Annotated in this window: 23 protein-coding genes; 17 read left to right on the top strand and 6 right to left on the bottom strand. The window is 52.4% G+C overall.

Translation table 11 applies throughout. From position 1 onward, the window contains the following. The first annotated feature begins 5 nt into the window (after positions 1–5). From rseP to tilS, 14 genes are all read left to right on the top strand, one after another. Positions 6–1,358: a sigma E protease regulator RseP gene (gene rseP / locus ACMYSL_RS23475; RefSeq protein ID WP_181483502.1), complete on the top strand. Its 1,353-nt coding sequence runs from the start codon at positions 6–8 to the stop codon at positions 1,356–1,358. A gap of 31 nt (positions 1,359–1,389) precedes the next feature. Further along, on the top strand, positions 1,390–3,807 hold the full coding sequence (gene bamA / locus ACMYSL_RS23470; protein WP_182236454.1) for an outer membrane protein assembly factor BamA: 2,418 nt from the start codon (positions 1,390–1,392) through the stop codon (positions 3,805–3,807). Between the two features lie 124 nt (positions 3,808–3,931). Continuing rightward, positions 3,932–4,417: a molecular chaperone Skp gene (gene skp, locus ACMYSL_RS23465; protein ID WP_110272461.1), complete on the top strand. Its 486-nt coding sequence runs from the start codon at positions 3,932–3,934 to the stop codon at positions 4,415–4,417. Positions 4,418–4,420: 3 nt separating this feature from the next. Next, positions 4,421–5,446 (top strand): UDP-3-O-(3-hydroxymyristoyl)glucosamine N-acyltransferase, encoded by a 1,026-nt coding sequence (lpxD, locus tag ACMYSL_RS23460; protein WP_434660064.1) that lies wholly within the window; start codon positions 4,421–4,423, stop codon positions 5,444–5,446. A gap of 101 nt (positions 5,447–5,547) precedes the next feature. Further along, the gene (fabZ, locus tag ACMYSL_RS23455; RefSeq protein WP_004145858.1) at positions 5,548–6,003 is read left to right on the top strand and encodes a 3-hydroxyacyl-ACP dehydratase FabZ; all 456 of its coding nucleotides are present in this window, start codon (positions 5,548–5,550) and stop codon (positions 6,001–6,003) included. A gap of 3 nt (positions 6,004–6,006) precedes the next feature. Continuing rightward, entirely contained in the window at positions 6,007–6,795 is a 789-nt protein-coding gene (gene lpxA / locus ACMYSL_RS23450) for an acyl-ACP--UDP-N-acetylglucosamine O-acyltransferase (protein ID WP_434660063.1), read from the top strand. After that, on the top strand, positions 6,795–7,943 hold the full coding sequence (gene lpxB / locus ACMYSL_RS23445; RefSeq protein ID WP_434660062.1) for a lipid-A-disaccharide synthase: 1,149 nt from the start codon (positions 6,795–6,797) through the stop codon (positions 7,941–7,943). The genes lpxA and lpxB overlap by 1 nt, the downstream gene beginning before the upstream one ends. After that, positions 7,940–8,536, top strand: a complete 597-nt coding sequence (gene rnhB, locus ACMYSL_RS23440) for a ribonuclease HII (protein ID WP_434660061.1) — start codon at positions 7,940–7,942, stop codon at positions 8,534–8,536. The genes lpxB and rnhB overlap by 4 nt, the downstream gene beginning before the upstream one ends. 38 nt (positions 8,537–8,574) lie before the next feature. After that, positions 8,575–12,057, top strand: a complete 3,483-nt coding sequence (dnaE, locus tag ACMYSL_RS23435; protein WP_182236460.1) for a DNA polymerase III subunit alpha — start codon at positions 8,575–8,577, stop codon at positions 12,055–12,057. A gap of 12 nt (positions 12,058–12,069) precedes the next feature. Then, on the top strand, positions 12,070–13,029 hold the full coding sequence (accA, locus tag ACMYSL_RS23430; RefSeq protein ID WP_181483496.1) for an acetyl-CoA carboxylase carboxyl transferase subunit alpha: 960 nt from the start codon (positions 12,070–12,072) through the stop codon (positions 13,027–13,029). Positions 13,030–13,219: 190 nt separating this feature from the next. Continuing rightward, a complete protein-coding gene (locus ACMYSL_RS23425; RefSeq protein ID WP_182236462.1) occupies positions 13,220–15,022 on the top strand; it encodes a chitinase in 1,803 nt (600 codons plus the stop codon). Between the two features lie 77 nt (positions 15,023–15,099). Then, positions 15,100–17,238 carry a lysine decarboxylase LdcC gene (locus tag ACMYSL_RS23420; RefSeq protein ID WP_182236463.1) on the top strand — a complete coding sequence of 713 codons (2,139 nt, stop codon included), beginning with the start codon at positions 15,100–15,102 and terminating at the stop codon, positions 17,236–17,238. 62 nt (positions 17,239–17,300) lie between these two features. Beyond that, positions 17,301–17,690, top strand: coding sequence for a VOC family protein (locus ACMYSL_RS23415; RefSeq protein WP_112215840.1), 390 nt, complete (start codon positions 17,301–17,303; stop codon positions 17,688–17,690). A gap of 69 nt (positions 17,691–17,759) precedes the next feature. Continuing rightward, a complete protein-coding gene (gene tilS, locus ACMYSL_RS23410; RefSeq protein ID WP_434664234.1) occupies positions 17,760–19,076 on the top strand; it encodes a tRNA lysidine(34) synthetase TilS in 1,317 nt (438 codons plus the stop codon). 1 nt (position 19,077) lies between these two features. Here tilS and rof read toward each other — a convergent pair whose 3' ends face one another. Beyond that, on the bottom strand, positions 19,078–19,338 hold the full coding sequence (gene rof, locus ACMYSL_RS23405) for a Rho-binding antiterminator (RefSeq protein WP_110272453.1): 261 nt from the start codon (positions 19,336–19,338) through the stop codon (positions 19,078–19,080). Next, positions 19,325–19,525, bottom strand: a complete 201-nt coding sequence (locus ACMYSL_RS23400) for a YaeP family protein (RefSeq protein ID WP_110272452.1) — start codon at positions 19,523–19,525, stop codon at positions 19,325–19,327. The genes rof and ACMYSL_RS23400 overlap by 14 nt, the downstream gene beginning before the upstream one ends. A gap of 196 nt (positions 19,526–19,721) precedes the next feature. Here ACMYSL_RS23400 and ACMYSL_RS23395 point away from each other — a divergent pair, with 196 nt between their 5' ends. The 3 genes from ACMYSL_RS23395 to nlpE are packed head-to-tail and all read left to right on the top strand — an operon-like array spanning position 19,722 to position 21,419. Then, the gene (locus ACMYSL_RS23395; RefSeq protein ID WP_112215841.1) at positions 19,722–20,267 is read left to right on the top strand and encodes a YaeQ family protein; all 546 of its coding nucleotides are present in this window, start codon (positions 19,722–19,724) and stop codon (positions 20,265–20,267) included. Then, complete coding sequence (gene arfB / locus ACMYSL_RS23390) at positions 20,264–20,677, top strand: alternative ribosome rescue aminoacyl-tRNA hydrolase ArfB (RefSeq protein WP_110272450.1); 414 nt, start codon at positions 20,264–20,266, stop codon at positions 20,675–20,677. Before ACMYSL_RS23395 ends, arfB begins: the two co-directional genes overlap by 4 nt. A 40-nt stretch (positions 20,678–20,717) precedes the next feature. Continuing rightward, the gene (nlpE, locus tag ACMYSL_RS23385; RefSeq protein WP_110272449.1) at positions 20,718–21,419 is read left to right on the top strand and encodes an envelope stress response activation lipoprotein NlpE; all 702 of its coding nucleotides are present in this window, start codon (positions 20,718–20,720) and stop codon (positions 21,417–21,419) included. Here nlpE and ACMYSL_RS23380 read toward each other — a convergent pair whose 3' ends face one another. From ACMYSL_RS23380 to rcsF, 4 genes are all read right to left on the bottom strand, one after another. Then, a complete protein-coding gene (locus ACMYSL_RS23380; protein WP_142512265.1) occupies positions 21,420–22,241 on the bottom strand; it encodes a YaeF family permuted papain-like enzyme in 822 nt (273 codons plus the stop codon). Between the two features lie 55 nt (positions 22,242–22,296). Next, a complete protein-coding gene (gene proS, locus ACMYSL_RS23375; RefSeq protein ID WP_112215843.1) occupies positions 22,297–24,015 on the bottom strand; it encodes a proline--tRNA ligase in 1,719 nt (572 codons plus the stop codon). 111 nt (positions 24,016–24,126) lie between these two features. Then, on the bottom strand, positions 24,127–24,834 hold the full coding sequence (gene tsaA / locus ACMYSL_RS23370; RefSeq protein WP_182236465.1) for a tRNA (N6-threonylcarbamoyladenosine(37)-N6)-methyltransferase TrmO: 708 nt from the start codon (positions 24,832–24,834) through the stop codon (positions 24,127–24,129). After that, positions 24,831–25,238, bottom strand: a complete 408-nt coding sequence (gene rcsF, locus ACMYSL_RS23365; RefSeq protein WP_110272445.1) for an Rcs stress response system protein RcsF — start codon at positions 25,236–25,238, stop codon at positions 24,831–24,833. The genes tsaA and rcsF overlap by 4 nt, the downstream gene beginning before the upstream one ends. Between the last annotated feature and the right edge of the window lie 102 nt (positions 25,239–25,340).

Below are 25,340 nucleotides of genomic sequence, written 5' to 3'. Positions count from 1 at the left end.
ATTTTATGCTGAGCGTTCTCTGGAATTTGGCTGCTTTTATTATTGCGCTGGGCGTGTTGATCACCGTCCATGAGTTTGGCCATTTCTGGGTAGCTCGTCGCTGTGGCATTCGCGTTGAGCGTTTCTCCATCGGTTTTGGTAAGGCACTCTGGCGGCGCTTTGATAAACAGGGCACGGAATTTGTTATTGCCCTTATCCCGTTAGGTGGCTATGTCAAAATGCTCGACGAACGCGTCGAGCCGGTGGCGCCAGAGATGCGCCACTACGCTTTCAACAACAAAACCGTTGGTCAGCGTGCTGCTGTTATTGCCGCTGGGCCTATCGCCAACTTCCTTTTTGCCATTTTTGCCTACTGGTTGGTCTTCATTATTGGTGTCCCTGGCGTTCGTCCGGTTGTTGGCGATATAACGCCCAACTCGATAGCCGCGCAAGCACAAATTGCAAAAGGAACGGAACTTAAAGCGATAGATGGCATCGAAACGCCTGATTGGGATGCTGTGCGTATGGCGCTGGTGGCGAAGATAGGCGATCGGCAAACAATACTTACCGTTGCCCCTTTCGGGACCAATCAACGTCAGGATAAAATCCTCGATCTGCAGCATTGGGCGTTCGAGCCGGATAAACAAGATCCGGTCGCATCACTGGGCATTCAGCCCCGTAGTGCACAGATTGATACGGTCCTGGCGGAAGTACAATCTGACTCGGCAGCACAAAAGGCGGGTTTGCAAGCGGGCGACAGGATCGTTAAAGTCGATGGTCAACCGTTAACGCAGTGGATGACGTTTGTTAATCTGGTGCGTGATAATCCGGGCACGGCCTTAGTTCTGGAGATCGAACGGCAGGGGAATCCCTTGTCCGTGACGCTGACGCCAGATACGAAGTCTGCCAAAGGTAAATCTGAGGGGTTTGCAGGGGTCGTACCTAAGGTCATCCCGCTGCCTGATGAATATAAGACAGTGCGTCAGTACGGACCGTTTGCCGCCATCGCTGAAGCCACGGATAAAACCTGGCAACTGATGTCGTTAACGGTCAGGATGCTGGGCAAATTGATAACCGGTGATGTCAAACTGAACAACCTCAGCGGGCCGATTTCTATCGCCCAAGGGGCTGGAATGTCAGCGGAATTTGGGTTGATTTACTATCTGATGTTCCTTGCGCTGATTAGCGTGAACCTTGGAATAATCAACTTGTTCCCGCTTCCCGTTCTTGACGGGGGGCATCTGCTGTTTTTGGCGATTGAAAAGCTGAAGGGCGGACCGGTATCCGAGCGAGTTCAAGACTTTAGTTATCGCATTGGCTCAATATTGCTGGTGTTGTTAATGGGGCTTGCACTTTTCAATGATTTCTCTCGGTTGTAAGAGAGTTTGTTAGGAAGAACGCATAATAACGATGGCGATGAAAAAGTTGCTCATAGCGTCGCTGCTGTTTAGCAGCGCAACCGTATACGGTGCTGAAGGGTTCGTGGTGAAGGACATTCATTTCGACGGCTTGCAGCGTGTCGCTGTTGGTGCGGCCCTCCTCAGTATGCCAGTGCGTCCTGGCGATACCGTAACCGATGATGATATCAGTAACACCATCCGTGCTCTGTTTGCCACTGGCAACTTTGAGGATGTCCGCGTCCTGCGCGATGGTGATACCCTGCTGGTGCAGGTGAAAGAGCGTCCAACGATTGCCAGCATCACTTTCTCCGGCAATAAGTCGGTGAAAGATGACATGCTCAAGCAAAACCTTGAGGCATCCGGCGTGCGCGTAGGGGAATCTCTCGATCGCACCACGCTCGCTGATATTGAAAAAGGGCTGGAAGATTTTTACTACAGCGTCGGCAAGTACAGCGCCAGCGTAAAAGCTGTCGTGACGCCGCTGCCGCGTAACCGTGTCGACCTGAAACTGGTATTCCAGGAAGGCGTATCGGCTAAAATCCAGCAGATCAATATCGTCGGCAATCATGCTTTCAGCACGGATGAACTGATTTCGACATTCCAGCTGCGCGATGAAGTGCCATGGTGGAACGTGGTTGGCGATCGCAAATACCAGAAACAGAAGCTGGCAGGGGACCTCGAAACTCTGCGTAGTTACTATCTGGATCGCGGCTATGCCCGTTTCAACATTGATTCCACGCAGGTTAGCCTGACGCCGGACAAAAAGGGCATCTACATCACCGTCAACATTACCGAAGGCGATCAGTACAAGCTTTCTGGTGTGCAGGTGACGGGCGATCTGGCGGGACATTCGGCAGAAATCGAAGCGCTGACCAAAGTGGAGCCGGGCGAGCTGTATAACGGCACCAAAGTGACCAAAATGGAGAATGACATTAAGAAACTCCTCGGTCGCTATGGCTACGCCTATCCGCGCGTTCAGTCCCAGCCGGAAATTAACGATACCGACAAGACTGTGAAGCTACACGTTAACGTGGATGCGGGTAACCGTTATTACGTGCGTAAAGTGCGTTTTGAAGGTAACGATACCTCGAAAGATTCCGTTCTGCGTCGCGAAATGCGTCAGATGGAAGGTGCCTGGCTGGGTAGCGACCTGGTTGACCAGGGTAAAGATCGTCTGAACCGTTTGGGCTATTTTGAAACGGTTGATACCGATACGCAGCGCGTACCGGGTAGCCCGGATCAGGTTGACGTAGTTTACAAGGTTAAAGAACGTAATACCGGTAGCTTTAACTTTGGTGTTGGTTACGGTACTGAAAGCGGCGTTAGCTTCCAGGCTGGCGTTCAGCAAGATAACTGGCTCGGTACCGGCTATTCTGTTGGTATTAACGGCACCAAAAACGATTACCAGACCTATACTGAACTGTCGGTGACTAACCCGTACTTTACCGTGGATGGCGTCAGCCTCGGTGGTCGTGTCTTCTATAACGACTTCGATGCTAACGATGCGGACCTGTCTGACTATACCAACAAAAGTTATGGTACAGACATCACGCTGGGCTTCCCGGTCAACGAATACAATTCGCTGCGCGCGGGTCTGGGCTACGTGCATAACAAGCTGTCCAATATGCAGCCTCAGGTCGCTATGGATCGTTACCTTGCATCAATGGGGGCAGATAATACCAACAGCTTCTCTGCTGATGATTTCACCTTCAACTACGGTTGGACGTATAACAAGCTCGATCGTGGTTTCTTCCCGACCGAAGGTTCACGTGTCAACCTGAATGGTAAAGTGACAATTCCGGGCTCTGACAACGAATACTACAAAGCGACGTTGGATACGGCAACCTATGTGCCGATTGATGACGATCACAAATGGGTAGTTTTGGGACGTACCAGACTGGGTTATGGTGACGGTATTGGAAGCAAAGAGATGCCGTTCTATGAGAACTTCTATGCGGGTGGTTCCAGCACCGTGCGCGGCTTCCAGTCTAATACCATCGGTCCGAAGGCGGTCTATAAATCAGGGGCCTATGCTGGGGATGATGATGACTACGAAGAGTGCTCCAATTCTGACGGTAAAGACTGTAAATCAGATGATGCGGTGGGCGGTAACGCCATGGCGGTTGCCAGCCTCGAGTTTATCACCCCAACGCCGTTTATTAGCGATAAATATGCGAACTCGGTCCGTACTTCCTTCTTCTGGGATATGGGTACCGTGTGGGATACGAACTGGCAGAATACTGCGGCGACGAGAGCCGCTGGAGTTCCTGACTACAGCGATCCGAACAACATTCGTATGTCTGCGGGTATCGCAGTTCAGTGGATGTCGCCGTTAGGGCCGTTGGTATTCTCCTACGCCCAGCCGTTTAAAAAGTACGATGGAGACAAAGCTGAACAGTTCCAGTTTAACATCGGTAAAACCTGGTAATTGTGTTGGCTGCAATGGAATGCAAGAGCAGTATAGCGCTGACTATTGGCGATAACTGAGGTTATCGCCTGGCCACGCAAATAACGGTACCTCAGGGTACTCATGGGATGGTAAGGAGTTTATTGTGAAAAAGTGGTTATTAGCTGCAGGTCTGGGTTTAGCAATGGTAACTTCCGCTCAGGCGGCAGATAAAATTGCAATGGTTAACATGAACAACTTGTTCCAACAGGTTGCCCAGAAAACAGGCGTTTCTAACACGCTGGAAAACGAGTTTAAAGGCCGCGCAAGCGAGCTGCAGCGTATGGAAGGCGACCTGCAGTCTAAAATGCAGCGTCTGCAGTCCATGAAAGCCGGTGCTGATCGTACCAAACTGGAAAAAGACGTGATGGCTCAGCGCCAGACTTTCTCCCAGAAAGCCCAGTCTTTCGAGCAGGACCGCGCACGTCGTTCTAACGAAGAACGTGGCAAGCTGGTGACTCGTATCCAGAGCGCAGTACAGAGCGTTGCTAAAGATCAGAGCATCGATCTGGTTGTTGACTCTAATGCCGTGGCATACAACAGCAGCGATGTAAAAGACATCACCGCTGATGTGCTGAAACAGGTTAAATAAGTAATGCCTTCAATTCGACTGGCTGATTTAGCACAACAGTTGGATGCAGAACTACACGGTGATGGCGATATCGTCATCACCGGCGTTGCGTCCATGCAATCCGCTAAAACGGGCCATATTACTTTCATGGTAAATCCTAAGTACCGTGAACACCTGGCCGCTTGCCAGGCGTCTGCTGTCGTGATGACGCAGGATGATTTGCCCTTTGCCCATAGTGCCGCGCTGGTAGTGCGTAATCCCTACCTGACATATGCGCGCATGGCTCAAATTCTTGATACCACGCCGCAGCCGGCGCAGAATATCGCGCCCAGCGCGGTTATTGACTCCACGGCTAAGCTGGGTACTGACGTTGCTATTGGCCCGAATGCTGTTATTGAATCGGGCGTTGTGCTCGGCGATAACGTTGTTATCGGCGCGGGATGCTTCGTTGGGAAAAATACGAAAATTGGTGCTGGCTCGCGTTTGTGGGCCAATGTGACCGTTTACCACGATATTGAGATCGGCGAGAATTGTCTGATCCAGTCCAGTACGGTAATTGGTGCGGATGGCTTTGGTTACGCCAACGATCGTGGTAATTGGGTTAAGATCCCACAATTGGGTCGCGTTATTATTGGCGATCGTGTGGAGATTGGCGCTTGTACTACCATTGATCGTGGTGCGCTGGACGATACTGTCATCGGCAACGGTGTGATCATCGATAATCAATGTCAAATTGCGCACAACGTGACAATTGGTGACAATACTGCCGTTGCTGGCGGTGTGATCATGGCGGGCAGCCTGAAAATTGGCCGTTACTGCATGATTGGCGGCGCCAGCGTGATCAACGGACACATGGAAATCTGCGATAAAGTTACCGTAACGGGGATGGGAATGGTTATGCGTCCAATCACCGAGCCGGGAGTTTACTCTTCAGGTATTCCGCTGCAACCGAATAAGGTTTGGCGAAAAACGGCTGCGTTGGTGCTGAATATTGATGATATGAGCAAGCGTCTCAAAGCTATTGAGCGCAAGGTTAATCAGCAAGATTAGTGCTTCACCCGACACATTAAATTTTCGGCCTGTTGCATTCATGAGATTGCCGCAGGCCGTGTTATTATTGCCCTTTAGTATATTTAGACAGGAAGAGTATTTTGACTACTGACACTCATACTCTGCACATTGAAGAGATTCTGGAACTTCTCCCTCACCGTTACCCGTTCCTGCTGGTAGATCGCGTGCTGGATTTTGAAGAAGGTCGTTTTCTGCGCGCAGTAAAAAATGTTTCTGTAAATGAGCCGTTTTTCCAGGGACACTTCCCTGGTAAGCCGATTTTACCGGGCGTACTGATTCTGGAAGCAATGGCGCAGGCCACCGGCATTCTGGCATTCAAAAGCGTGGGAAAACTGGAGCCGGGCGAGCTGTATTATTTTGCCGGGATCGACGAAGCGCGTTTCAAACGTCCGGTCGTACCTGGCGATCAAATGATTATGGAAGTCACTTTTGAGAAAACCCGTCGCGGCCTGACTCGTTTCAAAGGCGTTGCGCTGGTTGATGGAAAAGTGGTTTGCGAAGCAACGATGATGTGTGCCCGTAGCCGGGAGGCCTGATACGTGATTGATAAAACCGCCTTTATTCATCCTTCCTCCATTGTAGAAGAAGGCGCCGTTATTGGTGCTAACGTTCACATTGGTCCGTTTTGTATTGTTGGCGCTAACGTCGAAATTGGCGAAGGCACCGTACTGAAGTCTCATGTTGTCATTAATGGTCATACCAAAATTGGCCGCGATAATGAGATCTATCAGTTCGCTTCCATCGGCGAAGTTAACCAGGATCTGAAATATGCTGGTGAACCAACCCGCGTGGAAATTGGCGATCGCAACCGCATCCGCGAAAGCGTCACCATTCATCGTGGCACAGTACAGGGCGGTGGATTAACGAAGGTGGGCAGCGATAACCTGCTGATGATCAACGCACACGTGGCGCACGATTGTACGCTTGGCAACCGCTGTATTCTGGCCAATAACGCGACGCTTGCTGGCCATGTTTCGCTGGATGATTTTGTTATCATCGGCGGCATGACCGCAGTACATCAATTCTGCATCATCGGCGCACATGTCATGGTTGGCGGCTGTTCCGGTGTTGCGCAAGACGTTCCGCCGTTTGTTATTGCTCAGGGCAACCACGCAACGCCGTTTGGCGTCAATATCGAAGGGCTGAAACGCCGTGGCTTTAGCCGTGAAGCGATCACGGCCATTCGCAACGCGTATAAACTGCTGTATCGCAGTGGCAAAACGCTGGACGAAGCAAAACCTGAGATCGCCGAACTGGCGATTCAGCACCCTGAAGTTCAGGCATTCACTGACTTTTTTGCCCGCTCAACGCGCGGCCTGATTCGTTAATGATTGAATCGCGTCCCCTGACTATTGCCCTGGTCGCCGGAGAAACTTCCGGCGATATTCTTGGCGCAGGTCTTATCCGTGCGCTTAAAGCCCGTATACCTGATGCACGCTTTGTCGGCGTTGCTGGGCCGCTGATGCAGGCCGAGGGCTGTGAAGCCTGGTATGAGATGGAAGAGCTGGCGGTAATGGGCATTGTCGAAGTGCTCGGACGCCTGCGTCGCCTGCTGCATATCCGTGCCGATCTTACCCGCCGATTCACCGATCTTAAGCCCGATGTATTCGTTGGAATCGATGCGCCTGATTTCAATATCACTCTTGAAGGTAATCTGAAGAAGCAGGGTATCAAAACTATCCATTACGTCAGTCCCTCCGTTTGGGCATGGCGGCAAAAACGCGTTTTCAAAATTGGCAGATCGACCGATCTGGTACTGGCATTTCTGCCTTTCGAAAAAGCGTTTTATGACAGATTTAATGTCCCTTGTCGGTTTATCGGCCACACGATGGCGGACGCGATGCCGCTGGATCCGGACAAAGGCGCGGCGCGCGAGCGTCTGGGGATCGCCCTGGATGTGCACTGCCTGGCGCTACTGCCGGGAAGCCGCGGCGCTGAAGTCGAGATGCTTAGCGCCGATTTCCTGAAAACGGCGCAGATCCTGAGGGGTTATTATCCTGACCTGGAAGTTGTTGTGCCGCTGGTCAATGCGAAAAGGCGGGAGCAGTTCGAGCGTATCAAAGCGGAAACGGCACCGGATCTTGCGGTGCATATGCTGGACGGCCAGGCGCGAGACGCGATGATAGCAAGCGATGCCGCGCTACTGGCTTCCGGAACGGCTGCGCTGGAGTGCATGCTGGCGAAGTGTCCGATGGTGGTTGGTTATCGTATGAAGCCATTTACCTTCTGGTTAGCTAAGCGGCTGGTTAAAACTGACTATGTGTCGTTGCCAAATCTCCTGGCCGGGCGCGAACTGGTCAAAGAACTGTTGCAGGATGAGTGCCAGCCGCAGGCGTTAGCCGACGCGCTGAAGCCGCTGCTGGCCGATGGTAAAACCAGCCACGATATGCATGAAACCTTCCGTGCGCTGCATCAGCAGATCCGCTGTAACGCTGATGAACAGGCGGCGGATGCAGTACTGGAGCTAGCAAAATGATGGAATTCGTTTATCCGCATACCCATCTGGTTGCCGGAGTTGATGAAGTCGGACGCGGTCCGCTGGTTGGCGCGGTGGTGACTGCCGCGGTCATTCTCGACCCGGCAAAACCGATTGTAGGTCTTAATGACTCCAAAAAGTTAAGCGAAAAACGCCGCCTGGCGCTATTCGATGAGATCAAAGAAAAAGCGCTGTGCTGGAGCCTCGGTCGTGCTGAGCCGCATGAAATCGATGAATTGAATATTTTGCACGCGACCATGCTGGCAATGCAGCGCGCTGTTGGCGGTTTGAGTATTCCTCCAGAGTATGTCCTGATTGATGGCAACCGCTGTCCGCCGCTGCCTGTACCTTCACTGGCAGTTGTCAAAGGCGATAGCCGGGTGGCGGAAATTAGCGCTGCGTCTATTCTGGCTAAAGTGACGCGCGATGCTGAAATGACCGAACTGGATCGGGCATACCCCCAGTACGGTTTTGCCCAACATAAAGGTTATCCCACCGCTTTCCACCTGCAAAAACTGCTGGAACATGGCGTAATCGAGCATCATCGGTGTAGTTTTGGCCCGGTGAAACGCGCGCTGGGCCTGGCGTCCTGAACCGACACGCAAGCAATTAAGTAACGCGGAATCTGAAGATGGCTGAACCACGTTTCGTACACCTGCGGGTGCACAGCGACTATTCCATGATTGATGGGCTGGCGAAAACCGGACCACTGGTGAAAAAGGCAGCCGGACTTGGCATGCCAGCGCTGGCGATCACTGATTTTACCAACCTCTGTGGGCTGGTGAAGTTCTATGGAACGGGACATGGCGCCGGGATTAAACCGATTGTCGGTGCGGATTTTCACGTCCAGAGCGATTTGATGGGTGATGAGCTGACTGAGCTAACGGTGCTGGCAGCGAATAACGTCGGCTATCAAAACCTGACGCTGCTAATCTCCCGCGCTTATCAACGCGGTTACGGCGCATTGGGGCCGTGGATCGATCGCGACTGGTTGGTCGAACATCAGGAAGGCCTCATTCTGTTATCTGGCGCGCGCAAGGGTGACGTTGGCGTAAGCCTGACGCGCGGTAACATGGCGTTGGTCGAGCAGTGCGTCTCTTTTTATCAGCAGTATTTTCCCGATCGTTACTATTTAGAGCTGATCCGCACTGGACGCGCTGATGAAGAGAGCTATCTTCATGCGGCTGTGCAACTGGCGGAAGAGTGCGGTTTACCCGTTGTCGCGACTAACGATGTCCGTTTTCTGGAGACCGGCGACTTTGATGCGCATGAAATTCGCGTAGCTATCCACGACGGTTTTACCCTTGATGATCCTAAGCGCCCGCGCAACTACTCGCCGCAGCAATATATGCGCAGCGAGGAGGAGATGTGCGAGCTGTTCTCTGATATTCCGGAAGCGCTGGAAAATACCGTTGAAATCGCCAAACGTTGCAACGTTACCGTGCGGCTTGGCGAATATTTCCTGCCGCAGTTCCCGACCGGGGAAATGTCGACAGAAGACTTTCTCGTCGTCAAATCAAAAGAGGGGCTGGAAGAGCGCCTCGAATTTTTATTCCCGGATCCTGAAAAGCGCGCAGAATCCCGCCCTCCATATGATGAACGTCTGGATATTGAACTCCAGGTTATCAACCAGATGGGGTTCCCAGGTTACTTCTTGATCGTTATGGAGTTTATCCAGTGGTCGAAAGATAACGGCGTGCCGGTAGGTCCTGGGCGAGGCTCCGGTGCGGGTTCGCTGGTGGCCTATGCGCTGAAAATTACCGACCTGGACCCGCTAGAGTTTGACCTGCTGTTCGAACGTTTCCTTAACCCGGAACGTGTTTCAATGCCCGACTTCGACGTTGACTTCTGTATGGAGAAACGTGACAGGGTTATCGAACATGTGGCGGAGATGTACGGTCGTGACGCGGTCTCGCAGATTATTACCTTTGGTACGATGGCGGCGAAAGCGGTTATCCGCGACGTGGGCCGCGTGCTGGGACATCCATACGGGTTTGTTGACCGCATATCCAAGCTAGTGCCGCCCGATCCGGGTATGACCCTGGCAAAAGCTTTTGAGGCTGAACCACAGCTTCCGGAAATTTACGAAGCCGATGAAGAAGTCAAAGCACTGATCGATATGGCGCGTAAGCTGGAAGGGGTCACGCGTAACGCGGGTAAACATGCCGGTGGTGTCGTTATCGCGCCGACTAAAATTACCGATTTCGCTCCGCTATATTGCGACGATCAGGGGCAAAACCCGGTTACTCAGTTCGATAAAAACGACGTGGAATACGCGGGGCTGGTGAAGTTCGACTTCCTTGGCTTGCGTACGCTGACGATCATCGACTGGGCGTTGAAAATGATCAACCCACGTCGGGCGAAGCAGGGCCTGGAGCCGATAGATATCGCGGCTATCCCGCTCGACGATAAAAAAAGCTTCGATATGCTGCAGCGCTCGGAAACCACAGCGGTATTCCAGCTTGAATCCCGCGGCATGAAAGACTTGATCAAACGCCTGCAGCCCGACTGCTTCGAAGATATGATAGCCCTGGTGGCCCTGTTCCGTCCGGGCCCGCTGCAGTCGGGCATGGTAGATAACTTTATCGACCGTAAGCACGGCCGTGAAGAAATCTCCTATCCAGACGTGCAGTGGCAGCATGAGTGTCTGAAACCGGTACTGGAGCCGACTTACGGTATTATCCTGTACCAGGAACAGGTTATGCAGATTGCCCAGGAACTGTCCGGTTACACCCTCGGCGGCGCAGATATGCTGCGTCGTGCGATGGGTAAGAAAAAGCCGGAAGAGATGGCCAAGCAGCGCGGCACCTTTGAAGAGGGTGCGAAGAGTCGCGGCGTGGACGGTGAACTGGCGATGAAAATCTTTGACCTGGTGGAGAAATTCGCGGGTTACGGATTTAACAAATCGCACTCTGCCGCTTATGCGTTAGTTTCCTATCAGACGCTGTGGCTGAAGGCGCACTATCCGGCTGAGTTTATGGCAGCGGTAATGACTGCGGATATGGACAACACCGAGAAAGTGGTCGGTCTGGTTGATGAGTGCTGGCGCATGGGATTGAAAATCTTGCCGCCGGACATTAACTCTGGCCTGTACCATTTCCACGTCAATGACGATGGCGAAATCGTTTATGGTATCGGCGCCATCAAAGGCGTTGGTGAAGGCCCGATTGAAGCGATCATTGAAGCGCGTAACCAGGGCGGTTATTTCCGTGAGCTGTTTGATCTTTGCGCGCGAACTGATATCAAAAAGCTAAACCGTCGGGTACTGGAAAAACTGATTATGTCCGGGGCGTTTGACCGCCTCGGCCCGCATCGCGCGGCGTTGATGAATTCGTTGAGCGATGCGCTGAAGGCTGCCGATCAGCACGCCAAAGCTGAAGCGATTGGCCAGGCTGATATGTTTGGCGTTCTGGCAGAAGAGCCGGAACAAATTGAACAATCCTACGCTAACTGCCAGCCGTGGCCGGAACAGGTGGTGTTGGAGGGCGAAAGGGAGACCCTGGGGCTGTATCTGACCGGGCACCCGATTAACCAGTATCTGAGAGAGATCGAACGCTATGTTGGCGGCGTACGACTCAAAGACATGCATCCGACCGATCGTGGTAAAGTGACCACGGCGGCGGGGCTCGTTATTGCGGCGCGGGTCATGGTCACCAAGCGCGGCAATCGTATCGGCATCTGTACGCTGGATGACCGTTCCGGGCGTCTGGAGGTGATGTTATTCACCGATGCCCTGGATAAATACCAGCAATTGCTGGAAAAAGACCGCATACTTATCGTCAGCGGACAGGTCAGCTTTGATGACTTCAGCGGGGGGCTTAAAATGACCGCTCGTGAAGTCATGGACATTGACGAAGCCCGGGAAAAATATGCTCGCGGGCTTGCTATCTCGCTGACGGACAGGCAAATTGATGACCAGCTTTTAAACCGACTCCGTCAGTCTCTGGAACCCCATCGTTCGGGAACCATTCCAGTACACCTCTATTATCAGAGGGCGGATGCGCGCGCGCGGTTGCGTTTTGGCGCAACATGGCGCGTCTCTCCGAGCGATCGTTTACTCAACGATCTGCGTGGCCTTATCGGCTCGGAGCAGGTGGAACTGGAGTTTGACTAATACAGGAATACTATGAGTCTGAATTTCCTTGATTTTGAACAGCCGATTGCAGAGCTGGAAGCGAAAATCGATTCTCTGACTGCGGTAAGCCGCCAGGATGAGAAACTGGATATTAATATCGATGAAGAAGTGCATCGCCTGCGCGAAAAAAGTGTAGAGCTGACGCGCAAGATCTTCGCCGATCTTGGCGCATGGCAGGTCGCTCAGCTGGCACGCCATCCACGTCGCCCATACACCCTGGATTATGTTCGCCTGGCTTTCGACGAATTCGACGAACTGGCTGGTGACCGTGCTTACGCTGACGATAAAGCTATCGTCGGTGGGATTGCGCGTCTGGACGGGCGTCCGGTGATGATTATCGGCCACCAAAAAGGGCGCGAAACCAAAGAGAAAATTCGTCGCAACTTCGGGATGCCGGCACCAGAAGGCTATCGTAAGGCGTTGCGCCTGATGGAGATGGCTGAGCGTTTTAAAATGCCCATCATTACTTTCATCGACACTCCAGGGGCTTACCCGGGAGTGGGAGCGGAAGAACGCGGCCAGTCTGAAGCGATTGCCCGTAACCTGCGTGAAATGTCACGCCTGAGCGTACCGGTTATCTGCACCGTGATTGGTGAAGGTGGTTCCGGCGGCGCGCTGGCTATTGGCGTGGGCGATAAAGTGAATATGCTGCAGTACAGCACTTATTCCGTTATCTCCCCGGAAGGCTGTGCTTCCATTCTGTGGAAGAGCGCCGACAAAGCGCCGCTGGCCGCTGAAGCGATGGGTATCGTCGCTCCGCGTCTTAAAGAGCTGAAGCTGATTGACTCTATCATTCCGGAGCCGCTGGGCGGCGCGCATCGTAATCCGGAAGCGATAGCGGCGAGCTTGAAAGCGCAACTGCTGGCTGACCTGGCAGACCTCGACACTCTGAATGAGGAAGAGCTGCTCAACCGTCGCTATCAGCGTCTGATGAGCTACGGTTACGCCTGATTATCAATATCATTTTTTATCTCTAAGGGTCGGATTTTCCGGCCCTTTTTTTATGTGTTGTTAACTGATGCGAGATGAGATCAGTGAGAGGTAATGTGATTAGCAGATGATGCCGTTCTTCCCTAAAACTGCAGCAACTGCCAGGTATTGCGACCCGGCAGGCAGTTAACAAGGATAAAGGAGAAATACTATGGCATTGTATAAAACCGTCGCGTTGAGCGCCGTGGCCGCAGGGATCATGTTAAGCCTGGGGGCCGCACAGGCCGCACCGTTACTTGGTGCAACAGAAGCGACAACCATTAAAGCGAGCGATCTGAGCGCTAAAGAAAAAGCATTAACCGACTTCCCACTGATGGATGCGGTAAAATCATCCATTCAGACGCTGTCTAATAGTGAAGTTGAAAAAATTGAACCGGGTCTTTCAACCAACCCGGCAAACGTTAAACGTGTTGAGGGTATGCTATCTGAGCAAGATTGGGACTATCTGTTCCCGATGCGTGCTCCGGAATATACTTACTCCAACTTCCTCAAAGCGGTTGGTAAATTCCCTGCTGTTTGCGGTACCTATACCGATGGCCGCGACAGCGATGCTATCTGCCGTAAATCTCTGGCAACCATGTTTGCTCACTTTGCGCAGGAAACCGGTGGCCATGAAAGCTGGCGTGATATTCCTGAATGGCGTCAGGCTCTGGTCTATCTCCGCGAAGTTGGTTGGGTAGAAGGGCAGAAAGGCGGCTACAACGGCGAATGTAACCCGGATATCTGGCAGGGTCAGACCTGGCCGTGTGGTAAAGACAAAGATGGCGATTTCCTTAGCTACTTTGGTCGCGGGGCGAAACAGCTCTCCTACAACTACAACTATGGCCCATTCTCTGATGCCATGTACGGCGGCGACGTTCGTCCGCTGTTGGATAAACCGGAACTGGTTGCTGATACCTGGATGAACCTGGCGAGCGCCGTCTTCTTCTTCGTTTACCCGCAGCCGCCGAAGCCATCTATGCTGCACGTTATTGATGGTACCTGGCAGCCAAACGATCACGATAAAGCAAACGGTCTGGTCACGGGCTTTGGCGTGAGCATCCAAATTATCAACGGCGGCGTAGAGTGCGGTGGTGCGGAAGAGAACGCCCAGTCTCTTAACCGTATCGCTTACTACAAAGAGTTTGCTAACTATCTGAAAGTACCGATTGCCGATGACGAAGTTCTCGGCTGTAAAAACATGAAGCAGTTTGATGAAGGCGGCGCGGGCGCACTGCCAATCTACTGGGAAGAAGATTGGGGATGGAGCGCAGAGACCTCTGATGGCAAAACGAATGCTTGCCAACTGGTTGGCTATCAGACGCCATATACTGCCTTTAAAGCGGGTGACTATGCGAAATGCGTCCAGGGCCACTTCAACGTCAACATCGTAGACGACAACGGTCAGGCTGAAGACTCGACAACTGATACCACTCCGGTTACGCCCGAAGATACCACGCCGGCGCAGGAGACTAATGTTGCGCCAGTTGCCCGTATCTCTGGCCCGATCGGCGCTATCGAAGCCGGTGCCCAGGTTTCTCTGAGTGCTGAAGGCTCTACCGATGCTAATGGCGACAAGCTGAGCTACACCTGGATGTCTCAGGATGGTCAAACTATTAGCGGTCAGGATAAAGCTGTTGTCACTTTTACCGCTCCGGAGAAAGATCAGGATGCGCAGTACGTTGTCAGCCTGACGGTAAGTGATGGCTTGCTGTCCAGCACGACGACTTACACGCTGAACGTGAAGGCCAAAGCGGCTGCTGCAGATGAAGCTACAGATGGCAAAGATAGCGGCACCATCAGCTATCCTTCCTGGAGCAGTACTCAGACCTGGAAAGCGGGCGATATTGTTAATAGCCACGGCGCACTGTATCAGTGTAAACCGCTACCGGAAGGTGCATGGTGTAACGTTGCGCCGACTTACTATGAACCTGGTGCTGGTATTGCCTGGGGTGATGCCTGGAAAGCGTTGTAATATAGATAAATCCGCCAGTGCTAAGCACTGGCGTGATTGTTATGATGCTTCCCTCAGGTAAATTCCAGGAGGAAAGCGTGAATATCATCGCCATCATGGGCCCCCATGGCGTCTATCACAAAGACGAACCGATCAAAGAACTGGAAGCCGCCCTGCAACGGCAAGGCTTCCAGACCATCTGGCCGCAAAACAGCGCCGACCTGTTGCAGTTTATCGAACATAATCCGCGGATCTGTGGGGTTATCTTTGACTGGGATGAGTACAACGTTGATTTGTGCAGCGAGATTAACCAGCTGAATGAATACCTGCCGCTATACGCCTTTATCAACGCGCATTCGACGATGGATGTCAGCGGTCAGGATTTACGTATGACGCTGTGGTTTTTCGAATATGCGCTTGGGCTGGCGGAAGAGATCGCGACCCGAATTGGCCAGTACACCCGCGAATACCTCGACAACATCACGCCACCGTTTACTAAAGCATTATTCAACTATGTGCAAGAGGGAAAATATACCTTCTGCACCCCTGGGCATATGGGCGGCTCTGCCTATCAAAAAAGCCCGGTAGGTTGCTTGTTTTATGATTTCTTCGGCGGTAATACCTTAAAGGCCGATGTTTCTATTTCGGTGACGGAGTTGGGGTCGCTGCTCGACCATAGCGGCCCACATCTGGAGGCTGAAGAGTATATTGCGCGTGCTTTCGGCGCGGAACAAAGCTATATGGTGACCAACGGGACTTCAACGTCGAACAAAATTGTCGGCATGTATTCCGCTCCGGCGGGAAGTACCCTGCTTATCGATCGCAACTGCCATAAATCGCTGGCGCATTTACTGATGATGAGTGACGTTGTGCCGTTATGGTTAAAACCGACGCGCAATGCGCTGGGGATCCTCGGCGGTATTCCGAAGCGCGAGTTTACCCGCGATGTGATACAGCAAAAGGTAAATGCTGCGGGTGGTGCTGGATGGCCTGTACATGCGGTGATCACCAACTCCACCTATGACGGACTGTTGTACAACACCACCTGGATTAAAGAAACCCTCGACGTGCCGTCTATTCACTTTGACTCTGCCTGGGTACCCTACACCCATTTTCACTCGATCTATCAGGGAAAAAGCGGCATGAGCGGCGATCGCATTGCCGGGAAAGTTATCTTTGAAACGCAGTCGACGCATAAAATGCTGGCGGCGCTGTCGCAGGCTTCGCTTATCCATATTAAAGGCAGCTACGACGAAGATACCTTTAATGAAGCTTTTATGATGCATACCTCGACCTCGCCGAGCTACCCGATTGTCGCCTCCATCGAAACGGCTGCGGCGATGCTACGTGGTAACTCCGGCAGGCGCCTTATTCAGCGTTCAATTGAACGGGCGCTTGATTTTCGCAAAGAGGTGCAGCGGCTACGTGAAGAGTCTGACGGTTGGTTCTTTGATATCTGGCAGCCGGAAGAGGTGGGGGAAGCGCAGTGCTGGCCAGTCGCACCGGGTGAACAGTGGCACGGCTTTCAGGATGCCGATGATGACCATATGTTCCTCGACCCGGTGAAAGTGACCATTCTGACGCCCGGAATGGATGAGCAAGGTAACATGGATAATGAGGGTATCCCAGCCTCGCTGGTGGCGAAATTCCTCGATGAGCGCGGTGTGGTGGTTGAAAAAACCGGGCCGTATAACCTGTTGTTTCTCTTCAGTATCGGCATTGATAAAACCCGCGCAATGGGACTGCTGCGTGGGTTGACGGAATTTAAGCGCTCTTACGATCTGAATCTGCGAGTGAAGAATATGTTGCCGGATCTCTATGCTGAGGATCCGGATTTTTATCGCAACATGCGCATTCAGGAACTGGCTCAGGGTATTCATCGCTTGATTCGCCAGCACCAGCTTTCTCAACTGATGCTGCGTGCCTTTGATGTTCTACCTGAGATGAAAATGACACCTTACCGAGCCTGGCAGCGGCAAATTAAAGGTGAAGTGGAGACCATTGAGCTGGAGAATCTGGTCGGACGCATTTCAGCCAATATGATCCTGCCGTATCCACCGGGAGTTCCGCTGCTGATGCCTGGGGAAATGATTACCGAAGAGAGCCGGGCGGTACTCGATTTCCTGTTAATGCTGTGTTCGATTGGGCGCCATTATCCGGGTTTTGAAACCGACATCCACGGGGCGAAACGTGATGAAGACGGCGTGTATTGGGTTCGAGTCTTAAAAAATGACTAAGTGCTTGCGCGATTACGGGTGGCGCGAGTAACTTTGCAGGCTTCAACAGGAGGGGTTTTACGATGCTGGGTTTAAAACGGGTTCACCATATCGCCATCATTGCGACGGATTATGCGAAGAGTAAAGCTTTCTACTGCGACATTTTGGGATTTACTCTCCAGGGGGAGTTCTACCGTGAAGAGCGCGATTCGTGGAAGGGCGATCTGGCGTTAAATGGCGAATATGTCATTGAACTGTTTTCTTTCCCGTTTCCTCCTTCGCGCCCAAGCCGTCCTGAAGCCTGCGGATTACGTCATCTGGCGTTTAGCGTTGATGACATTGATGCCGCCGTTGCCCATCTTGAGGCGCACGGTGTCGCTTGTGAAGGCGTACGTATCGATCCGTTCACCGATAAGCGCTTCACCTTTTTCAATGATCCCGATGGCTTGCCGCTGGAAATCTATCAACAGTAATTCTTGTCAGAAGGTGTCCTGCCGGGTAACGTGCCGGACACGCTTTCCTCAGTCAGTACTCACATGATGATGATCTCAGATCTTGCGCAAACGCTCCAACCGTACCGCCAGTTTTTGCTGGCCTTCAGCGGCGGGCTGGATTCGACCGTTCTTTTGCACCGCCTGGTCCGTTGGCGTGAACAAGATCCAACCATTCAACTGCGGGCGATTCATATTCACCACGGGCTAAGCGCCAATGCCGATGGCTGGGTGGCGCACTGCCAGCAAGTTTGTCAGCAGTGGCAGGTGCCGCTTTTGGTCGAACGAGTGGTGCTCGGCGATGAGGGGCTGGGGATTGAGGCTCACGCGCGGCAAGCTCGCTATCAGGCATTCCGTATGGCGCTTTTGCCTGGAGAAGCACTCGTTACCGCACAACATCTTGATGATCAGTGTGAAACCTTCCTGCTGGCGCTTAAGCGGGGGAGTGGACCGACCGGATTATCGGCGATGTCGGGTGAATCTAACTTTGCCGGAACGAAACTATTGCGCCCGCTGCTCAATGAACGTCGCGAGTCGCTATATCAGTGGGCAATGACTCATCAGCTCACCTGGATTGAAGATGAAAGTAACCAGGATGATGCTTACGACCGTAATTTTCTCCGCCTACGTGTCGTTCCGTTACTCAGCGCACGCTGGCCGCACTTTGCTGAGGCCGTAGCCCGTAGCGCCAGCCTGTGCGGCGAGCAGGAACAACTGCTTGACGAAATGCTGGCAGCGGAGCTCGCCACGCTGATGGCGGAGGACGGTTCTCTGGCCGTCGAGCCGTTAACTACGCTGAGCGCGCCGCGTCGGGCTGCGCTGCTGCGGCGTTGGCTCGGTGCGCACAATGCGCTGATGCCTTCTCGCGATGTACCGGAGCGCATCTGGCGTGAAGTCGCACAGGCGCGAGAAGATGCATTTCCTTGCCTACGTCTTGGCGATTTTACCGTTCGTCGTTATCAGCAGCGGCTGCATTGGGTTAAGTATATTCCGGGTCAGACAGAAGCCGTGCTGAGCTGGCCCGATATTTCAGAACCGCTGTTGTTACCCGCTGATCTTGGTGAGCTGGCGTTACAACCTGGTGGGGCGTTACGTGAGCCGAATCAGGGAGATACGGTGACAATACGCTTTCGTGCCAGCGGTAATCTACATATCGTGGGCCGCCACGGTGGCCGCAAGCTGAAGAAGATATGGCAGGAACTGGGCGTAGCCCCCTGGCGTCGTGATACTACGCCGTTACTGTTTTATGGCGAAACGCTGATTGCTGCCGCCGATGACCTGTTTGTCACGCAAGAGGGGCGAGTAGAGCAAGGTAAAGGCGTACAGATGGTGTGGAGGAAAACGGGTGACCAGGGCCACCCGTTTTGATTCAGGACTCACTGACCACGACGGTACCGATTTCCGGGTGGCTGAAACTGGCGATTTTATCCAGGCGTAGCTCGCGGACGTCGCCGGCGAGTTCCACTACCAGATACTCGATGTTTTTGCGCGAGATCAGATCGTTGGCCTTCCCTTGCAGCTGTTCGCCATCTTTGAGCGCCAGCGCCAGAACTAAATGGTGCTGGCAGGCAAGTTCGAGGTTGTCATAATCATCGCAATTGATGGGTTGATAAGTATCATTCATTGACATAATCGCTCACCAGTAAGTTTGCTGCCGCATAAGCGGCCTTTTCCCTGACTGACTCAGAAAGGGCCTGATCCGCCGCAATCTCATTCAATGTTTTCAACACGCAACCGAGCGCGTCCGAAATATACCCCAGATCCCCGCTGGCTATTTCCGCATACCGCTTGCGTATTAACTCACAATATTTGTCCACATGCCCTCCTGTCAGCATCCTGACTCAACCGTGGGATGTAAGTTTAAGCCTACGAAGATAAACTCTGTTTAGCAAGGTGACTATACCATAGTCATTTAAGCAATATCAGCAGGATGAAACGGGATCCTTTGATTGCTGACAGCCTTTTGTCGTGAGTTTAGCTACAATGTACGCCATTTTTATCAGGAGTTTATTCATGGCGCTGAAAGCGACGATTTATAAAGCGACGGTGAACGTGGCTGACCTGGACCGTAACCAGTTTCTGGATGCCAGTCTGACGTTAGCTCAGCATCCGTCTGAAACCCAGGAGCGCATGATGCTGCGGCTGCTGGCGTGGATCAAATATGCCAACGAGCGTCTGCAGTTTACCCGCGGTTTGTCTTCCGATGATGAAGCGGAGCTCTGGCTGCTTAACGATCATCTGGGCGTTGATTTATGGATTGAACTGGGGCTGCCTGACGATCGGCGGATTAAAAAAGCTTGCTCACGGGCACAAGAGGTTGCGCTGTTTGCCTATAATAGTCGGGCGGCTGAAATTTGGTGGCAGCAGAATAAGAGTAAACTGGCACAGTTTTCGAAGCTGACGGTCTGGTATTTGGATGATACTCAACTGGCGCAGCTCAGTGCATTTGCCGATCGTACGATGATACTGCAGGCGACTATCCAGGATGGCAGTATCTGGTTATCCGACGCTAAGAATAATCTGGAAATTAACTTAACGGCCTGGCAAACACCCGCATGATTACCATTAGCCGCAGCGTGGCGATTGCGGATGAAGAGATCTCTCTTTCCGGTATACGTGCGCAGGGCGCGGGTGGTCAGCACGTGAATAAGGCATCAACGGCTATTCATTTGCGCTTTGATATTAAGGCATCAAGCCTGCCTGAGTATTATAAGGAACGTCTGCTTGCTGCCAGCCACCACTTAATTTCTGCTGACGGTGTGGTTATCATTAAGGCTCAGGAATATCGCAGCCAGGAAATGAATCGCGAAGCGGCGATTGCTCGCCTGGTTGCCCTAATACAAGAATTAACCGCAGTGCAAAAAAGTCGCCGGGAGACGCGACCGACTCGGGCATCCAAAGAGCGTCGACTTGCCTCTAAGGCGCAAAAATCCTCAGTCAAAGCGCTGCGTGGGAAAGTTCGTCCTTAAGGCGTGACGAACGGGTGGAATGGATTATAAGGAATTTACAGTGAAGAAAATCGTATTTTCAGTCGTGGCGGCCTGTTCGCTTTTTGCGCTGTTTGGCTGTAATCATCGTTCGGAAGTTGAAACGTTACAACCTACACCGATGGAAGAGCTCAAACCGATGCAGCAGAGCTGGCGTGGCGTATTGCCTTGTGCCGATTGTGAAGGTATCGAAACCACGCTCTTTCTGGAGAAAGATGGTACCTGGGTCATGAATGAACGCTATCAGGGGGTTAGCCGCGAGCCTTCCTCTTTTGCTTCCTACGGTATCTGGGCGCGCACTGCCGATAAACTGGTGCTGACTGATAGTAAGGGCGAGAAGTCTTATTATCGTGCAAAAGGCGACAAGCTAGAAATGCTCGATCGTGACGGTAATCCCATTGAGTCGACGCTGAATTATACGCTTGAGTCGGTCAAAGCCAGCCTGCCGATAACACCGATGGCGATGCGTGGAATGTACTTCTATATGGCGGATGCGGCGACATTTACCGATTGTGCGACCGGTAAGCGAGTGGCTGTGGCTAACAACGCTCAGCTCGAGCGTGGCTATGCTGCTGCGCGTGGTACAGATACACGTCCAGTATTGCTGGTGGTAGAAGGGCATTTTACCCTCGAAGCTAACCCTGATACGGGAGAGCCGGTTAAAGTTCTGGCGACGGATTCTGCAGGGTCGTTTTATCAAAACAAAGATTGCAATACTCGTTGATTAATTCAGCCCTACGAGGCGGCTTGTTTTAATATAGACCCCCAGCTTTAGATGCCCGGCGTACAGTAATTGTGTTTCGGGCTTAAAGGTGGAAACGTCGCCTTCGCGCATATGCAGCAGGTCTGAGGGGCTAATCCAGCCCGGCTGCGCCATTGTCAGCGGATGCCCGGCTTTAGCGAAGGCATCGCTGACAAACTCAGAACAAAACCAGGTTTTCTTATCTTCGGGAGCAATGTCGCTTAGCTGAGCTTTGGCCAGACCGTTAACGCACTGTTGGCGAAAATCTCTGGAGAAAGGATTCAGAGAACACATCTGCTTTGTCATCATAAAAGGGATGAATTCAATAATGCCGCGATAGTTATAGCCGCTGTCTTTATTTTTATAAGCGAAGTTTTTAATTTCTGCGGCCTGTTGAGGTGTGAGGTCTGGCGCCCTTAGGGCAAATAGTTTATCGCTGTGCTGCATTGCTTGCTTAAGGGATACAATCTGTACTCCAGCGCCTGTGGCTTCTGCAACCTGGCTATCCCCGAGGTAGATGGCGACGTGGCTAACGGAAGATGTGCTGAAAGCACGGATCCCCAGCGATGTGACGCCAATACTGGAAGAGAAAAGCAAGTCTCCGGGGCGCAGGTCTTTTTCGCTAATCTCAAGCAGTGCTTTATCTGTAATTGAGCCCTGACGTTGAAGTTTGATTGCCCATTGTTTTGATTGCTTGTTAATAGTCGATTCTGAAGGATCAGGCTGGCTGAGGTCCATCGTACAGGCGCAAAGCAATACAGATATGAGAAAAAGTAAGCCGTAACTTGCAGCTCGGTTAGCCATGATTACAATCCTTGTAAAAAAAGAGGCTCTGAAAAATCAGAGCCCCTTTTTGGTATTAACCTTTAATTTGTGCGACCAGGTAATCTACGATATCGCCGGTCTTGATCAACTGTTTCTCTCCGTGACGACGGTGTTTATACTCAATATCGTCGTTGTCGAGGTTGCGATCGCCCAGCACAATGGTGTGTGGGATACCAATTAGCTCCATATCGGCAAACATCACGCCCGGACGCTCTTTGCGGTCGTCCATCAGTACTTCGATACCTTGAGCGGTCAGCTCAGCGTACAGCTTCTCGGCCAGCTCCTGCACACGATAGGATTTGTGCATGTTCATTGGCAGAATAGCAACCTGGAACGGTGCAATAGCTTCCGGCCACAAAATCCCGCGATCGTCAAAGTTCTGCTCAATGGCCGCAGCCACCACACGAGTCACCCCGATACCGTAGCAACCCATGGTCAGAATCTGGTTGCGACCATCTTCGCCCTGTACGGAGGCTTTCATCGCTTCTGAGTACTTGGTGCCTAACTGGAAGATATGACCCACTTCAATACCGCGTTTAATCAACAGTGTCCCCTGACCGTCTGGGCTAGGGTCACCGGCAACAACGTTACGAATGTCAGCTACTTCTGGAGTCGCTACGTCGCGATCCCAGTTAATACCGAAGTAGTGCTTACCATCCACGTTCGCGCCAGCGGCAAAATCGCTCATTGCCGCAACGGTGCGGTCAATAACCACGGGAATCGGCATGTTGACTGGCCCAAGAGAACCTGGACCTGCTTTCACAACGGCGCGGATTTCTTCTTCGGTGGCGAAGGTTAACGGGCTGGCAACCTGCGGCAGCTTCTCGGCTTTGACTTCGTTCAGCTCGTGGTCGCCGCGAACCAGCAGGGCAACCAGAGGATATGCGCTGTCTTCTACCGCTTTCACCAGCAGGGTTTTCACGGTTTTCTCGATTGGCAGATTGAACTGCTCAACCAGTTCGGCGATGGTTTTCGCATTCGGCGTATCGACCAGCGTCATTTCTTGGGTTGCATCAGCGCGTGGTTCTTTCGGCGCAACAGCTTCGGCGAACTCAATGTTGGCCGCGTAATCGGAAGAATCAGAGAAGATCACATCATCTTCGCCGCTCAGCGCCAGTACCTGGAATTCATGGGAAGCGCTGCCGCCGATAGAGCCGGTATCAGCCTGCACCGCACGGAAATCCAGATCCATACGGGTGAAGATTTTGCTGTAGGCCTCGTACATCTTGTCATAGGTCTCTTGCAGAGATTCCTGAGAAGTATGGAAAGAGTAGGCATCTTTCATCAGGAATTCGCGTGAGCGCATGACGCCAAAGCGAGGACGGACTTCATCACGGAACTTTGTTTGAATCTGGAAGAAATTCAGCGGCAACTGCTTATAGGAGTTCAGCTCGTTGCGAATCAGATCGGTGATGACTTCTTCATGAGTCGGACCGAGTACGAAAGGACGATCGCCTCGATCAGCAATGCGCAGCAGTTCCGGGCCGTACTGCTCCCAACGTCCGCTCTCTTGCCACAGTTCAGATGGCTGAACGACCGGCATTAACACCTCGATCGCACCGGCGTTGTTCATCTCTTCACGCACGATGTTTTCGACTTTTTTCAGGACGCGCACGCCGGTCGGTAACCAGGTATACAACCCAGAGGCCAGCTTGCGGATCATCCCGGCGCGCAGCATCAGCTGATGGCTGATGACTTCGGCGTCGGCAGGTGTCTCCTTCAGAGTGGAGAGCAGATATTGGCTAGTACGCATGTTGTTACGGTTCCATTTGGGCGATCGGTACAGGCCGAAAGCCAGCCTGACACAAAAAAAGTGGTTTAGTTTACCAGTGTGGCAAAGATGCCAAAAGAGAGGAAAATAAAATTAGCGTGGTTCGAGAGAAAAGACTTCAAAACCGGACGAAATCACCCGCCAGCGCACGTTAAAATCAAGCAGCCAGACGGCATATGTTTTTCCTGCTTCTTCTTCCTTGCGATAAGCCGGTCGCGGATCTTGCGCTAGTACTTCGGTGATAAACATCTTCAGCCGTGGGTAGCGTTTTTCCAGCGTCAAAAGCTGAGCTTCTGTTTCTGGCGTGAAGCAGACCGCCATTTCCGCCAGCGGAGCCTGCTGAGCATAGCTGGCGCTGGCGTCTGGCAATGCCTCTGCAAACGGCAGGTAAGGTTTTATGTCGACCACTGGAGTTCCATCCACCAGATCCAGGCTCCCTAGCTCAAGAATAACCTGCTCTTTCTGACAGCGAATACTTTTTAGCTCAACCAGCGACATGCCTATTGGGTTAGGGCGAAAGGTTGAACGGGTGGCGAATACGCCCATCCGCGCATTTCCTCCGAGGCGAGGCGGGCGGACGGTTGGGCGCCAGCCGCCTTCCATCGTCTGATGAAAAACAAACAGCACCCAGAGATGACTGAAATCCTCCAGGCCGCGTACGGCATCGGCCTGGTTGTAAGGAGGCAAGAGGTGTAATTCGCCGCCACCATTTTTGACCAACCCAGGCTGGCGGGGGACGGCAAACTTTTCTTTATATGGCGAGCGAATCACGCCTATCTGTGCAAACTGAAAAGCACTCATTGCGCCGAAACGTTAAGAGCCGAGCCAAAGCAAACAGCCTGACGGTAGCAGCCTGGCGTACCGCTGGTGACTTCACAACGATGCAGCAAAACGGCATTCGCTTGCATTTTTGCAGCGTTAACCTGCATACGTTTACGGGCTGTCGGGATATTTGGCGGAGAGTCTTGATTCGATGCCTGACATGATTCACCGGTAACTTCGTCCAGTTCGCGGAAAGGTTTACCCACCAATTCTGCGGCATCAGTATAGATTCTTACCGGAGCCGGACGCGTCGCTTTCGGCTTTGTCGGTTCTGATTTGGCTGGCGGACTTACCATACTTTGTGCAGGGCCAACAGGAGATCTGCTTAACATCGAACAGCCGCTTAACATGAGTGCTAACAAACAGACCGGTAAAGCACGCATAGTATTTCCTCAGTAAATAATAAAACAGGGCGCTATTGAATCAGGTGCTTGCATAAATGACAAGGCGGGCATAAAGCCCGCCCTGCATGATATTACGCTGAA

It is taken from the genome of Klebsiella sp. MISC125, assembly GCF_051131775.1.
In the GTDB taxonomy this organism is placed as follows: domain Bacteria; phylum Pseudomonadota; class Gammaproteobacteria; order Enterobacterales; family Enterobacteriaceae; genus Klebsiella.
This window is presented reverse-complemented; position numbering and strand designations above follow the sequence as displayed.